This window comes from Pseudomonas psychrophila HA-4, from assembly GCF_000282975.1.
GTDB classification, from domain to species: domain Bacteria; phylum Pseudomonadota; class Gammaproteobacteria; order Pseudomonadales; family Pseudomonadaceae; genus Aquipseudomonas; species Aquipseudomonas psychrophila_A.
In genome coordinates this window covers 20,817-34,496 of record NZ_ALJC01000091.1, presented here as the reverse complement: position 1 = coordinate 34,496, position 13,680 = coordinate 20,817, and the positions used below count along the sequence as shown (strand labels likewise).

Genomic DNA, 13,680 nt, shown 5'->3' with positions numbered 1-13,680 from the left:
TATTAATCAAGGCAAACCACACTGCTTGTTGTTGCGCTTTAGTCTTTCTGGTATAAAGCAGCGCTCTTTTCTAGGGGCCCGGTTCCTTCGTTTGTAGGTGTAGCCGGTAAGACCCTTAAAGAAACGCGGCGCCTAGCGCCAAATGACTGAGAGATTAAGCGGCCAACCCATGCCGGGTTGGGCATGTGGTTTTAGAGGGCTGAGGCATGTCGAGAGTCTGTCAAGTTACCGGTAAGGGTCCGGTGACTGGGAATAACATTTCCCACGCAAATAACAAAACCCGTCGTCGTTTCCTGCCGAACCTGCAGCATCACCGCTTCTGGGTTGAAGAAGAGAAACGTTTCGTGCGTCTGCGCGTATCTGCCAAAGGCATGCGTATTATCGACAAGCGTGGCATTACTGTCGTGCTGGCCGAAATCCGTCGCGCTGGCAAGATCTAAGGGAGCTAATCATGCGTGAATTGATCCGTTTGGTGTCGAGCGCTGGTACAGGCCATTTCTACACCACAGATAAGAACAAGCGCACCACTCCGGACAAAATCGAAATCAAAAAATTCGATCCGCGGGTTCGCAAGCACGTTATCTACAAAGAAGCCAAAATCAAGTAATTGGTTTTTCTTCTACAAAAAAGGCCCGCATCTCACGATACGGGCCTTTTTTGTTGCTTACAGAACTGCCAATGCGGGCTTAACCGCAGATCTGGCTACCCACTCGGTTTTGGTCATCGACCAGCACGCGCAGGCGGTATGCGTTGAACTCTTTGGTGTACCCCTTGCCCGGATGCTCGACACGAACGTCTTTGGCACCGTAGCTGGTCCGCAAGAACTCGACGACCTGAGGCGTCGCTTCAGGAGGGACCAGATAGTTGATCGCCAGATTGGTGTTGCATTTGCCGTTTTCACCCGCCACTGCGGTTAAAGACACTGCACCCAAAATAACAGCGCCCGCCAGCAGAACACCTTTTGTCGTTGTAAAAGTAGTCATAATTATTCCTTACCTAATGAGTGTGAAAGGTGAAATCACCCGTCACGGCGTGCTCATTCCGTGAGCCGCCTTGGCTTCCAAAGATTGGCTCAGATTAATCAGGACGCACGCACTCAGCTGTTTCAGGATTTGTGCGCAGGCGGCACTCAGACCACACCTAAAAAAGCCCCGCCACACAATGGAGGCAGGGCTTTTAAAGTCGTCTAAATCGGTGTTATCAGGCTTTCTGTTCAAACGCTACGTACATTTTCCGGCAAGGCTCAAGCACTTCCCAAGTACCTTTGAAACCGGCCGGGATGACAAAGCGATCACCGGCTCGCAGGGTCTTGGCGTTACCTTCTCTGTCACGCAAAACCGAAACCCCCTGCAAGATCTCGCAGTACTCGTGCTCGGTGAAATTCACGTCCCATTGGCCAACCTCGCTTTCCCACATGCCAGCGTTCAACTGACCACACGGACTGGCGTAATGGTTATGCAGAATGTGCTCGGGATTACCCTTGAGGACCTTTTCCGGGGTCAGATGGTAGCGTTCGGCTTGGGTGTTGGCAGTGTTGAAGTCGACGACGTTTTTGATGCTCATTATTTTTATCCCCCCGAAATTGCGGCATGAGTGGCCAGAAAAGCCAAAGTCTATGTTTATTAAAACGAACAAGCCATGCCGTTTGCGACCTCAGTGTCAAATATATTGAAAGTCCCTGGGGCACTGGTTTAGGGTGGTGCATGCCTCGTGCCGATCACTCTAGAGGATTGGACAGCATTCCTGACACGCCGCGCTAAAAAATGCCGTGGCGAATGTATTTCAACAATAGAGGAGGACACTCGAATGACCACCCTGACGCGTGCTGACTGGGAACAACGGGCCCAACAGCTGAAAATCGAAGGTCGCGCCTACATCAACGGTGAATACACCGACGCGGTCTCCAATGAAACATTCGAGTGCCTCAGTCCGGTCGATGGCCGTTTGCTGGGCAAGGTTGCCAGTTGCGATGCTGCGGACGCCCAGCGCGCCGTAGAAAATGCGCGCGCGACCTTCGAATCGGGTATCTGGTCGCGTCTTGCGCCGGCCAAGCGTAAAGACACCATGATCCGCTTCGCCGGTTTGCTCAAGCAAAACGCCGAAGAGCTGGCCCTGCTGGAAACCCTGGACATGGGCAAGCCCATCAACGATTCCCTGCACATCGACGTGCCAGGTGCCGCCGGTGCCCTTAGATGGAGCGGCGAGGCCATCGACAAAATTTACGATGAAGTCGCAGCTACCCCGCACGACCAACTGGGTCTGGTGACCCGTGAAGCGGTCGGCGTCGTTGCTGCCATCGTGCCGTGGAACTTCCCGTTGATGATGGCCTGCTGGAAACTTGGCCCTGCGCTGTCGACCGGTAACTCTGTCATCCTCAAGCCGTCCGAAAAATCTCCGCTGACTGCCATCCGCATCGCTGCACTGGCGGTTGAAGCCGGTATTCCAGCAGGCGTGTTGAACGTACTGCCGGGCTACGGCCACACCGTTGGTAAAGCCCTGGCCTTGCACATGGACGTCGACACGCTGGTGTTTACCGGTTCGACGAAAATCGCCAAGCAATTGATGATTTACTCGGGCGAATCCAACATGAAACGCATCTGGCTCGAAGCCGGTGGCAAGAGCCCGAACATCGTCTTCGCTGATGCTCCCGACCTGCAAGCTGCTGCCAAATCGGCTGCTAGCGCCATCGCCTTTAACCAGGGCGAAGTCTGCACCGCGGGTTCGCGTCTGCTGGTCGAGCGTTCGATTAAAGACACGTTCTTGCCTCTGGTCATCGAGGCACTCAAAGGCTGGAAGCCTGGCAATCCGCTGGACCCTTCCACCACCGTGGGCGCACTGGTCGATACGCAGCAAATGAACAACGTGCTGTCGTACATCAAGTCTGGCCACAGCGAAGGCGCGAAACTGGTCGCTGGCGGGAACCAAATCCTGCAGGAAACCGGCGGCACCTACGTTGAGCCGACCATTTTCGACGGCGTCAGCAATGCCATGAAAATCGCCCAAGAAGAAATCTTCGGACCTGTGCTGTCGGTGATTACCTTCGACACTGCTGCTGAAGCGATCCAGATTGCCAACGACACGCCGTACGGCCTGGCTGCTGCGGTCTGGACCGCCGATATTTCCAAGGCTCACCTGACCGCCAAAGCCCTGCGCGCTGGCAGCGTTTGGGTCAACCAATACGATGGCGGCGACATGACCGCTCCATTTGGTGGCTTCAAGCAGTCGGGTAACGGCCGTGATAAATCGTTGCACGCCTTCGACAAATACACCGAGCTGAAATCTACTTGGATCAAGCTCTAATACCGTAAACGCAACACCCTACTGTGGGAGCGGGCTTGCCCGCGATGAAGGTGCCTCCGTCTGTCCATCAGGCTTTGGCGCCGGATTCGCGGACAAGCCCGTTCCCACAGTGGTTTTTAGAACAATAAGATTCGTTATCCACAGGAGCACACACATGCGTTGGGCGACTTATTTCGCCGTGCTAGCCTCGGTGCTTAGCGTCGGCCTGGCGCTGGGCGTGAGCATGCCACTGGTGTCATTTCGGCTCGAAAGTTGGGGCTACGGCGGGTTCGCGATTGGCGTGATGGCAGCCATGCCCGCCATTGGCGTGCTGGTCGGGGCCAGTGTGGCCAGCAAGCTTGCGGCGCGCTTTGGCACGCCCGGCCTGATGCGTTTGTGCCTGTGGTGCGGAGCACTGTCCATTGGGTTGTTGGCGCTATTGCCCAACTACCCAGTTTGGCTGGTATTACGGCTGCTGATCGGCGTCGTGCTCACGGTTATTTTTATTCTCGGCGAGAGTTGGATCAACCAACTGGTGGTCGAGCAATGGCGCGGTCGGTTGGTGGCGCTGTATGGCTGCGCGTATGCCTTGAGCCAACTGTCCGGGCCGCTGCTGCTGGGTGTCGTGGGTTCGCAGGACGACTACGGTTTCTGGATCGGCGTGTCCCTGCTCACCCTGGCGCCCCTGCTGTTGCTGGGGCGCGACGGCGCACCGGTCACCGAAGCGTACCGCGTGACCTTCAAGGATTTGCTGGAGTTTTGTCGAGGGCTGCCCGCTATTGCGTGGGCGGTGGCGCTATTTGCTGCTTTTGAGGCGATGATTCTGACATTACTGCCTATCTACTGCCTGCGCCAAGGGTTCACCGCTGACATCGCACTGGCGATGGTCAGCACCGTGGTGGTGGGGGATGCCTTGCTGCAACTGCCGATTGGCGCGCTGGCCGATCGGCTGTCTCGGCGCTCACTGTTTACCGGCTGCGCCGTGCTGCTGATGCTGTCGAGCCTGGCGGTGCCGTTCTTGCTCAACACCCTGTTGATCTGGCCGTTGTGGGTGATCTTCGGTGCCAGCGCGGGCGGCTTGTTCACCTTATCGTTGATTCTGATTGGCGAACGCTACCGCGACGACGCACTGGTGCGAGCCAACGCGCACGTGGCGCAGTTGTGGGGCATTGGTTGCCTGATCGGGCCATTGGCCGCAGGCGCGGGCAGCCAGTGGATAAGTGGGCATGCCTTGCCATTGTTTATGGCCGCGGGAGCCTTTGGTTTGGTGATATTGGTGCTGCGCCAGGGTGCATTTGGCGCCGAGCAAACTGCAGCCTAGTCCCTGATAGGTGCGAGCTAGTCAGAGGGTTTGTGGCCGCGCCAAAAACAGGTTGGCTACAACATCTTCTCCAGCCCAACGCGCTTGCTGACCCAGGCGTTCAGCCGACGCCACCAATTGCCCGGCTCGCGGGTCAGGGTGTGCATCTGGCCGTTGTCTTCGGTCACCCACACGATCTTCCCCTCTTCCAGTTTTGGCTCATAACTCAATGCCGGGGCCATGCCTTGCAGGGCAAGCTTGCGCGCTTCTGCGGCCAGTTCTGGGCTGTCCACCAGCACCCCGACTTCGGTGTTCCACAAGCCCGAGCGCGGGTCGAAGTTGAACGAGCCGATAAACGATTTTTGCTGATCGAAGATCATCGCCTTGCTGTGCAAGCTTGAGTCCGAACTCATGCCCGGATGAAACAGGTGTAACCCGCTGCCACCCGTGCTGCCAGGCTGGCGACGCAGTTCATAGAGCTTGACCCCATGCTCCAGCAGCGCCTTGCGGTACGGTGCATAGCCGCCATGCACCGCAGGCACGTCGGTGGCTTCCAGCGAATTGGTCAGCAAGCGCACATCGACCCCGGCATCTGCGCGGCCTGTCAGGTATACCAGCCCGGTTTTGCCGGGCACAAAATACGCCGAAATCAATATCAGCTCTTTGCTGACGCCCGTGAGGTCGGGGGCCAGTTGGGTGGTCAGTAGCAGATGCGGGTCGGGCTCGTCCTTGGCCAGCACTTTGCTCGGTGCATCCCACAGCGCTTGGTTCCAGGCCCATATCAGCTCTTTGCGCCACACCTCCATCTGTGGGTGGGTTTCATAGGCTGCCAGTTGCTGGAACAACGCTTGGTGGGCCAGTTTCGACTTTTGGAGCGACGCTTCCAGCGCAATGCGTGCTTGGGACAGCTCTCGATGCGACAGGCGTGAAGACACAAAATCACCAATCGGCTGGCTCAGCGCACTGTTCCAATATTGGTCGAAGCTGTGCCCCAATTGCTCGGCCACAGGACCGACACTGAGCAGGTCGATGTCGGTGAAGTTCAAATCAGGCTGGGCATCGAAATACTCATCGCCCAAGTTGCGCCCGCCGACAATCGCTGCGCTGTTATCAGCCAGCCAGAGCTTGTTATGCATGCGCCGGTGCTGGCGCGAAAGGTTGAACAGCCGGCCCATGGCGCGGGTCACGCCAGTGCTGCGCCCCAACTGTAGGGGGTTGAACAGACGGATTTGGATGTTGGGATGGGCCGCGAGGGTTGCCAAAATGTCGTCCAGGCCGTCGCTGGCAGTGTCGTCGAGCAGGATGCGTACCCGAACGCCGCGATCAGCTGCCTTGAGTAATTCATCCACCAGCATGCGGGTACTCAAACCGTCATGGACGATGTAGTACTGCAAGTCGAGGCTGGTTTGCGCATTGCGAATCAGCTCGGCACGCGCCCTGAACGCTTCGCTGCTGTTGGGCAGCAAGCGAAACCCGGAACGGCCTTGATACGCCGCAGCCTGTTCTTGAATAGAGCGGCCAAAGGCTGAGTCTGAGGCGGGCAGCGACTGGCTCGGTGCGCGGTTTACTTCCAACGAGCTACAACCCCCTAGGCACAACGCGAACAGCAACATGCACAGTGATTTCAACGTGTGGGGCCCCGTTTAGTGATCCGCGGTTTCAGCCAATAGCATGCAGGCCGTCGCACCGACTTTGCGCACCGCGTCTTCAATCTGTTGCGTAGGTTTGGCAGCGTAGTTCATTCGCAAGCAGTTACGGTATTTGCCTGAGGCTGAAAAGATACTGCCCACAGCAATTTGTACCCCTTGCCCCAGCAGTGCGCGGTTGAGGCGCAAGCTGTCAAAGCCCTCCGGCAGCTCAAGCCACAGCAGAAAGCTGCCTTGAGGACGGCTGGCGCGGGTGCCGGATGGAAAATAGCGACTGACCCAACCCAGCATCAAGTCGCGATTGCGCTGGTATTGGGTGCGTAACTTACGCAAATGCGGTTCGAAATGGCCATTTTTCAAGAAATCGGCAACGGCCAGTTGTGGCTGTGGTGCCGAAGAGCCGGTGCTGATGTATTTCATGTGCAGCACCCGCTCCAGATAGCGGCCCGGCGCGACCCATCCGACCCGCAAGCCAGGCGCCAGTGTCTTGGAAAACGAGCTGCACAGTAGCACCCTGCCATCGTCGTCGAATGACTTGATGGTGCGCGGGCGCGGGTAGGTGTAGGCCAGTTCGCCATACACATCGTCTTCGATGATCGCCACGTCGAAGCGCTGCGCCAACGTTACCAGCGCACGCTTGCGTGACTCCGGCATGATGTAGCCCAACGGGTTGTTGCAACTGGGCGTGAGCTGAATAGCCTTGATCGGCCACTGCTCCAACGCCAATTCCAGGGCTTCGAGGCTGATGCCGGTCAGCGGGTCAGTGGGAATCTCCAGCGCCTTCATGCCCAGCCCCTTGAGGGTTTGCATGGCGCCATGAAAACTCGGTGAGTCGACCGCCACAATGTCGCCCGGCTCACACACCGCCCGAATGCTGCACGACAACGCTTCATGGCAGCCAGTGGTAATCACTAGGTCGTCTGGCCCTAACTGACAGCCTGAGTCGAGCAACAAACGGCCCAGTTGCTCACGCAGGGCCAGTACCCCGTAAACGTTGTCGTAATACAGGCCGGGCATGTCTAGGCGGCGGCTGATCTGCGCTAGGCTGCGCAACAGCGGCTTGAGGGTGGGCGTGCTCACGTCCGGCATGCCCCGCCCCAACTGAATCACGTCTTTGTGCGGCACAGAGCGCACCAGTTCCAGCACCTGTTCCCATTGCGAAATCTCAACCGGCCGTTGCGCCGGTTTGCCCATACCCGGTAAGGCTGGCAGCTCACGGTCCATCGGTACAAAGTAGCCCGATTTTGGGCGCGGTGAGGCGAGGCCGTTGTCTTCCAGTAGGCGATACGCTTGCTGCACCGTGCTTAAACTCACGCCGTGCTCGGCGCTTAACGCACGCACCGATGGCAGGCGGTCGCCCGGTCGATAAAAGCCCTGTTCGATGCGTGTGCCAAGCAAGTCGGCGAGATTAACGTAAAGGGTCATAGCGGTGCTCTCTAAGGGGCGACCAGTACAGATGGGGCAAAAACGGAGCATTCAGCCCGTATGAACTGTTATCTGTATGCAGGTAAAAGCGTATTGCTGAATCTGTCATGGTTTTTGGCGCAGGGCCATCATGCTGACTCCAAGCAATGGAGTCAAAAGGAGCTGCGTGATGAATGGTTTGAGCGATGCACGTCTAACACTGCACGGCCCGCAATTACAGGCCGAGCATGAAGCCCGTCAAATCGTCAGGACGCCGACCGGCCTGGGTCGTTGGGGTTTGTATTGGCACCGCGCCCTTACCCGCCGTACCTTGCTCACGCTGGACGCGCAGCAACTGCGTGACGTGGGATTGAGTGCCGAAATGGCTCGGCACGAAGGCTGCAAACCGTTTTGGCGTCCGTGATATGCCCCACATTTGTAGCCGCTGCCGCAGGCTGCGATAAGGCCCGCAGGGCCTTTGCTTTAAGCGGGGCAGCTGCGCAGCCCATCGCAGCCTGCGGCAGCGGCTACAGGCTCAACCCAGTTCTTTGAGGCGGTGCCACAGCATGCCCAGCGCCAATAAGGGTGAGCGCAGGTATTTGCCGCCGGGGAAGGTGATGTGCGGGACGTTGGCAAACAGGTCGAACCCGGTGCTGTGCTGGCCACTGATAGCCTCGGCCAGTAGCTTGCCCGCCAAGTGCGTGGCATTCACCCCGTGGCCTGAGTACGCCTGTGCGTAATACACGTTGGGTTGATCGCTCAGGCGACCAATCTGTGGCAAGCGGTTGGCACCAATGCCGATCATGCCGCCCCATTGGTAATCAATTCGCACGTCTTTAAGGTGTGGGAACACGTCCAGCATCTTGGGCCGCATATAGGCGGCAATGTCTTGCGGGTCACGGCCCGAGTAATGGCACGCGCCGCCGAACAGTAAGCGGCGGTCAGCTGACAGTCGGTAGTAATCCAGCGCCACGCGCTGATCGCACACCGCCATGTTCTGCGGGAGCAAGGCGTGAGCCTGAGCTTCGCTCAAGGGCTCAGTGGCGATGATGTAACTGCCCGCTGGCAGTACCTTGCCACTGAGTTGCGGGTTCAAGTCTTTGAGGTAAGCATTGCAGCCCAGCACCAGGCTTTTGGCCCGCACCGACCCTTGGGCGGTGTGTACGCGTATTTCTGGGCCGTAATCGATGCGCGTAACGGTAGAGTTTTCAAACAACCTCACGCCCAGTTGCGCGGCGGCGGTGGCTTCGCCCAATGCGAGGTTGAGCGGGTGCAGATGGCCTGAGCCCATGTCGATAAAGCCGCCGACATAGCGGTCCGAGCCCACCACGCTGCGCACTTCGTTGGCTTGCAGCAGGCGGGTTTCATGGCGATAGCCCAAACCGCGCAGCTCTTCGGCCTCTTCGGCAAAGCCTTCAAGGTCGCGGGGTTTGTTGGCCAGGTCGCAGTAACCCCAGGTCAGGTCGCAGGCAATATTGAAACGCTCGACGCGCTGGCGAACGATTTCCACCGCCTCCAGCCCCATCAGTTTCATCTGCCTTACGCCCTCTTTGCCGATCACCCCTTCAAACTGATCCAGGCCATGACCCACGCCGCGAATCAGTTGCCCGCCGTTGCGCCCGCTGGCGCCCCAGCCAATTTTGTGGGCTTCGAGTAGCACGACACTCATGCCGCGCTCGGCCAGCTCCAGCGCAGTGTTGAGCCCGGAAAACCCACCGCCGACCACGCACACGTCAGCCACCAACTCACCTTGCAACACCGGATGGTCGGGCTGCGGCAGGCTGCTGGCGGCGTAATAAGAAGCGGTGTGCTGGCTGCGCTGATCCGGGGCGCTCATGTGCGTAATCCTGATTGTTTATGTTTGGAAAATTTTACGGAGCATAAGCCGTGCCAATCCCGAGGGGCAAGAACAGCCGTACGGTGCTGTCTAGGGCGGGGATTTTCAGGCAGACTCTGTGCCCTTTTCAAAGCTGGGAAGCCGTGGATGAGCTGTAACAGTCACAAAATTCGCTTTCTTAGGCAGCAAATCCCTTCGTTTGATTGCGTGCCGGGTTGCCATGATTGCTGTGGGCCTGTGACCACGTCATCTGAAGAAATGGCCCGCCTGCCGCGCAAGACGGCTGCCGAGCAAGAGGCGGCGATGGACGAGTTGAACTGTGTGCACCTGGGGCCAAACGGTTGCACGGTGTATGAAGAGCGGCCGCTAATCTGTCGTCTGTTTGGCACCACACCGACTCTGCCCTGCCCTAATGGCCGCCGCCCGGTGGAGCTGATTCACCCCAGCGCCGAGAAGTTGGTGCATGAATACATCGCCAGTACGCGACAAGTGCTGGTTTAACGCGCAGGTTATTGGGTCAGGCTAGACGTGCTTTGGCCCACTGCCAGCCCTGCCCGGATCGCTGCCAGCGCTGCTTGGTAGTAGGTTCTGCCGTCAGGCGACTCTGCGAAGGTGGAAAATTCTTCCAGCTCTGGATCAGACAAGTTGCGGTACACAAAGAGCAACGTGTTATCCAGTTCGCCTGCAATTTGTTCCATCAGCCTCTCGCGCTGGCCATTCAACATGCTTTGAGATTGGCCGCTGCCCAGCAGTCCGGGAATCATCGCGCTCAAACTGTCCGCGGCGACCCCAGCAATAGCCAGTGTGACTTCCGCGCCCGCTTCCCTCGCAGGTAAGGCATTGGATAAATGGTTGATCAACAACTGACGGGTGGCGCTGGCTTCAGTGCGCGGCAGGCCTTGCGCGTGTTTGGCCAACTGGTCACGCCGGGTGGCCAAGAGCTCGGCCGCCACAATTTTTCGCCCCAGCGGGGACTGGAAAAAAATCAGTGCCGCGGTGGGGTTGGGCAGGTGCTTACGCATCTGCGCCTTGGCCCGTCGATCCATCGCGTCGGCAGCGAAGCGCTGGCTGCTGTTAATCACCAGTGCTTGATAAACCGCAGGTGGCAAGTTGTTACGGTAGCGTTCTTGGGCAGCAGTTAGTGCGTCATTGAAATGCGCGCGTTGTTCGGGCCAGCCAGCGACGGTGAACAGGTCATCGAGGTTGTCTGCCCATGCGGGTAACGTACAAAACATCATTAACAGTAAAAACAAGCGGCGCATGAAGGACTCCTGTCAGCAGGGCGCTATTGTCCGGGTGTGGCGTAGGACTTGTCGAGAATTCGTCTTGCGCCAAGGGCTTTAAATGACCAGTTGAAATATTTCGACGTGGCCAGCTAGACGGAGCTGTTAGATTTTAAGGGGTGTCGATATTATGCGCGGCATGCAAATACCCACTGATCACCCACTGTTGCTACGCATCGTCGACGACCTGTACGCACAGGGTTGGTCACAGCAAAACATCTTTCTGCCCGAGGCTTTGACCCTCGAACTGGCGGCTGAGTGCCATAAACGTTCCGCCCAGGGTGAATTGACCCCGGCTGCGGTGGGCCGTGGCCCGGCGCAAGAGGTCCGAGAGGGCATCCGCGGCGACCATATTCAATGGCTGGAACCGGGAGAGGCTTTAGCCTGCGACAGTTATCTAGGGTTAATGGAAAGCCTGCGAATCGCCATGAATCGCAGGCTTTTTTTGGGCCTGGAGGACTTTGAAAGTCACTTCGCGCTCTACCCGCCCGGTGCCTTCTACCTCAAGCACTTGGACCGTTTTCGCGACGATGACCGACGCATGGTGTCGGCGGTGGTGTACCTCAATCAGGGCTGGTTGCCCGAGCACGGCGGTCACTTGCGCATGTACCTTGAGGGTGGCGTCGATTATGACGTGCTGCCAACGGGTGGTTGCCTGGTGGTCTTTCTCTCGGGCGAAATCCCCCATGAAGTGATGCCCGCCACACGAGACCGTCTGTCGTTGACCGGCTGGTTCCGTCGACGAGCCACCGAGGTACTTATATGAGTTCTAAGGTGCTGGTCAGTCGTTGCTTGTTGGGCCATCGCGTGCGTTATGACGGGGGGGCTAGCGGCCCTTATGACCTGCTAGCTCAATGGCAGGACGAAGGGCGTGTAATAGCGCTGTGCCCAGAGGTTGCTGGTGGCTTGCCCACACCGCGTGCGGCGGCTGAAATTCCCGGTGGCCAAGGGTTTGATGTGCTCAACGGCCGTGCTCCGGTGATGACCACCGAGGGTGAAGACGTGACCGAGGCGTTTGTGTCGGGTGCTAATCAGGCGCTGGCGTTGGTCAAGCAACACAACATTCGCATTGCTGTCCTCAAGGCCAACAGCCCTTCTTGCGGCAATCGGTTGACCTATGACGGCACGTTCAGCGGTACCAAGATTGAAGGCCAGGGCGTGACGGCTGCGATGCTCAGTGCGGCCGGAATTCAGGTATTCAATGAATTGGAGTTGGTTGAAGCTGCCAAGGCGCTGGCCGCGTTGGGATAACACTCTTTGCAGGCGCGGCTTGCCTCGCGATCTTTTGATCTTTTAAAAAACGCGAGCTGGCTCGCACCTACATCGGGTGTTGTTCAGGTAATATCCGGTGCCACTTTGCCCAGGGGATTCATATGAGCGACAAGCAGAAACCACAACCCACTGCCTCTACCGCCAGCCCTTCACCCGCCGAAAGCGCCGATGCAGCCTTGCACCATATCGTTGATGGTTTTTTACATTTCCATCACGAAATCTTCCCTGAACAAGAAGCCTTCTTCAAAAAACTTGCCACGGCGCAAAGCCCTCGCGCGATGTTTATTGCCTGCGCTGACTCGCGCATTGTCCCCGAGCTGATCACCCAAAGTGCCCCCGGCGATTTATTCGTGACGCGTAACGTCGGCAACGTCGTACCGCCTTACGGGCAGATGAACGGTGGCGTTTCGACCGCCATTGAGTACGCGGTGCTGGCACTCGGCGTGCAACACATCATCATTTGCGGGCATTCGGATTGTGGCGCGATGCGTGCTGTACTCAACCCCGGCAGCCTGAAAAAGATGCCGACGGTTAAAGCCTGGCTACACCATGTTGAAGTCGCGAAAACCATGGTGCAGGACAACTGCAACTGCGCCAATGAGTCTGAAAGCATGCACGTGCTGACGGAAGAGAACGTCATCGCCCAACTGCAACACTTGCGCACTCACCCATCCGTGGCGTCGCGCATGGCCAGCGGGCATTTGTTCATTCATGGTTGGGTCTACGACATCGAGACCAGCGAGATCAAAGCTTACGACGCAGATAAAGGCAGTTTCCTGCCGTTGGACGGGACCAATCCGATCCCGAGTGCGACGCCTAAAGCGCGGTTTTAACACCAGCAAAATGCTGTAGCCGCTGGCAAAGGCTGCGATGGCGTGCCAGCGACCTTCGTTTTAAGACCCTTTGGGCCTTATCGCAGCGTGCCGCAGCGGCTACATAGGCTGGACTGGTTACAGCGTCAGTTCGACGCCCAGCTGCTTGGATAGGCATGGCCAGCGTTTCCACGCGGCACCCGTTTGCGGGCTGGTAAGGCGCTCGCGGTAGGCTTCGACCGACTCCAGAGCAAAGCTTTCATCGTCGAGCATCTGCTCGACGGCGTGGTGCACCGCTTCGTCGAGCTGGTTGGCAAAATCTTCACCAATCAACTGGTGCGCAATTAAGTTGGCCACGGTCATGTCCAACGGAATCAGCGGCTGGCTAAAGTGCTTGATGTAGAGATCGTTCACTTCTTCGACCAGCCGGTGTGCCAGGTAGGCCTCATCCAGCAGGCCTTCGAGCCCATCGTGACCGTTCAACAGCTCGAGCGGCTGAACAAAAAAATGTTCAGCAATTTTCAGCACGGGTTTGATTTGTGATTCGATACCGGCTTCGCGAGCGACTTCATTGGCGGCATCCAGCAAGTCAGGCACCTGCTCAATATAGGCGCTGACAAAGCGGGTCAGCACTGCGTTCTTTTCCACTTCAGGCACGTGAATCGCCTTATGAAGATGGGGAAGTTGAACAGTCAGATGCTTGGTAAGCAGGCCTGTTTCGGCCTCAAGGTCTTGGGCACGCAGGATCTGCGCGCGGATGGCGGCGGTGTTCATGGGAACTCCAGGGGGTGCGCTGAACCAGAGGAAAGCTTCAAAATAGCCCTCAAAAAAGGAAGGCCTTTTTTTC

16 protein-coding genes are annotated in these 13,680 nt (G+C 57.8%); 9 read left to right on the top strand and 7 right to left on the bottom strand.

Annotated elements, in window-relative coordinates:
* Nucleotides 1–206: 206 nt before the first annotated feature.
* Nucleotides 207–440, top strand: coding sequence for a 50S ribosomal protein L28 (rpmB, locus tag B347_RS0113790; RefSeq protein ID WP_019410280.1), 234 nt, complete (start codon nucleotides 207–209; stop codon nucleotides 438–440).
* Nucleotides 441–451: 11 nt separating this feature from the next.
* A complete protein-coding gene (rpmG, locus tag B347_RS0113785; protein ID WP_003437824.1) occupies nucleotides 452–607 on the top strand; it encodes a 50S ribosomal protein L33 in 156 nt (51 codons plus the stop codon).
* A gap of 79 nt (nucleotides 608–686) precedes the next feature.
* Here the strand turns inward: rpmG and B347_RS0113780 are convergent, their stop codons facing one another.
* Together B347_RS0113780 and B347_RS0113775 are read right to left on the bottom strand one after the other, a co-directional pair.
* Nucleotides 687–983, bottom strand: a complete 297-nt coding sequence (locus B347_RS0113780; RefSeq protein WP_019410279.1) for an I78 family peptidase inhibitor — start codon at nucleotides 981–983, stop codon at nucleotides 687–689.
* 217 nt (nucleotides 984–1,200) lie between these two features.
* The gene (locus B347_RS0113775) at nucleotides 1,201–1,563 is read right to left on the bottom strand and encodes a cupin domain-containing protein (protein WP_019410278.1); all 363 of its coding nucleotides are present in this window, start codon (nucleotides 1,561–1,563) and stop codon (nucleotides 1,201–1,203) included.
* A 243-nt stretch (nucleotides 1,564–1,806) separates the two neighbouring features.
* Here B347_RS0113775 and B347_RS0113770 point away from each other — a divergent pair, with 243 nt between their 5' ends.
* Nucleotides 1,807–3,300, top strand: a complete 1,494-nt coding sequence (locus B347_RS0113770; RefSeq protein WP_019410277.1) for an aldehyde dehydrogenase — start codon at nucleotides 1,807–1,809, stop codon at nucleotides 3,298–3,300.
* A 154-nt stretch (nucleotides 3,301–3,454) separates the two neighbouring features.
* Entirely contained in the window at nucleotides 3,455–4,600 is a 1,146-nt protein-coding gene (locus B347_RS0113765) for an MFS transporter (protein ID WP_019410276.1), read from the top strand.
* A gap of 56 nt (nucleotides 4,601–4,656) precedes the next feature.
* Here the strand turns inward: B347_RS0113765 and B347_RS0113760 are convergent, their stop codons facing one another.
* Together B347_RS0113760 and B347_RS0113755 are read right to left on the bottom strand one after the other, a co-directional pair.
* Nucleotides 4,657–6,192 carry a phospholipase D family protein gene (locus B347_RS0113760; protein ID WP_019410275.1) on the bottom strand — a complete coding sequence of 512 codons (1,536 nt, stop codon included), beginning with the start codon at nucleotides 6,190–6,192 and terminating at the stop codon, nucleotides 4,657–4,659.
* Between the two features lie 30 nt (nucleotides 6,193–6,222).
* A complete protein-coding gene (locus B347_RS0113755; RefSeq protein ID WP_019410274.1) occupies nucleotides 6,223–7,650 on the bottom strand; it encodes a PLP-dependent aminotransferase family protein in 1,428 nt (475 codons plus the stop codon).
* Between the two features lie 169 nt (nucleotides 7,651–7,819).
* Here B347_RS0113755 and B347_RS0113750 point away from each other — a divergent pair, with 169 nt between their 5' ends.
* Complete coding sequence (locus tag B347_RS0113750; RefSeq protein WP_019410273.1) at nucleotides 7,820–8,053, top strand: DUF1127 domain-containing protein; 234 nt, start codon at nucleotides 7,820–7,822, stop codon at nucleotides 8,051–8,053.
* A 111-nt stretch (nucleotides 8,054–8,164) separates the two neighbouring features.
* Here the strand turns inward: B347_RS0113750 and B347_RS0113745 are convergent, their stop codons facing one another.
* Nucleotides 8,165–9,466 (bottom strand): NAD(P)/FAD-dependent oxidoreductase, encoded by a 1,302-nt coding sequence (locus B347_RS0113745; protein ID WP_019410272.1) that lies wholly within the window; start codon nucleotides 9,464–9,466, stop codon nucleotides 8,165–8,167.
* A 147-nt stretch (nucleotides 9,467–9,613) separates the two neighbouring features.
* On the opposite strand from B347_RS0113745, the gene B347_RS0113740 reads away from it, so the two are divergent.
* A complete protein-coding gene (locus B347_RS0113740; protein ID WP_026014186.1) occupies nucleotides 9,614–9,967 on the top strand; it encodes a YkgJ family cysteine cluster protein in 354 nt (117 codons plus the stop codon).
* 8 nt (nucleotides 9,968–9,975) lie between these two features.
* Here B347_RS0113740 and B347_RS0113735 read toward each other — a convergent pair whose 3' ends face one another.
* On the bottom strand, nucleotides 9,976–10,728 hold the full coding sequence (locus B347_RS0113735; protein ID WP_019410270.1) for a DUF2059 domain-containing protein: 753 nt from the start codon (nucleotides 10,726–10,728) through the stop codon (nucleotides 9,976–9,978).
* Between the two features lie 151 nt (nucleotides 10,729–10,879).
* Here B347_RS0113735 and B347_RS0113730 point away from each other — a divergent pair, with 151 nt between their 5' ends.
* From B347_RS0113730 to B347_RS0113720, 3 genes are all read left to right on the top strand, one after another.
* A complete protein-coding gene (locus B347_RS0113730) occupies nucleotides 10,880–11,515 on the top strand; it encodes a 2OG-Fe(II) oxygenase (protein WP_019410269.1) in 636 nt (211 codons plus the stop codon).
* The gene (locus B347_RS0113725) at nucleotides 11,512–12,000 is read left to right on the top strand and encodes a DUF523 domain-containing protein (protein WP_019410268.1); all 489 of its coding nucleotides are present in this window, start codon (nucleotides 11,512–11,514) and stop codon (nucleotides 11,998–12,000) included. The genes B347_RS0113730 and B347_RS0113725 overlap by 4 nt, the downstream gene beginning before the upstream one ends.
* A 122-nt stretch (nucleotides 12,001–12,122) precedes the next feature.
* The gene (locus B347_RS0113720; RefSeq protein ID WP_019410267.1) at nucleotides 12,123–12,854 is read left to right on the top strand and encodes a carbonic anhydrase; all 732 of its coding nucleotides are present in this window, start codon (nucleotides 12,123–12,125) and stop codon (nucleotides 12,852–12,854) included.
* Between the two features lie 117 nt (nucleotides 12,855–12,971).
* Here the strand turns inward: B347_RS0113720 and B347_RS0113715 are convergent, their stop codons facing one another.
* On the bottom strand, nucleotides 12,972–13,607 hold the full coding sequence (locus B347_RS0113715; protein WP_019410266.1) for a hypothetical protein: 636 nt from the start codon (nucleotides 13,605–13,607) through the stop codon (nucleotides 12,972–12,974).
* Nucleotides 13,608–13,680 lie beyond the last annotated feature (73 nt).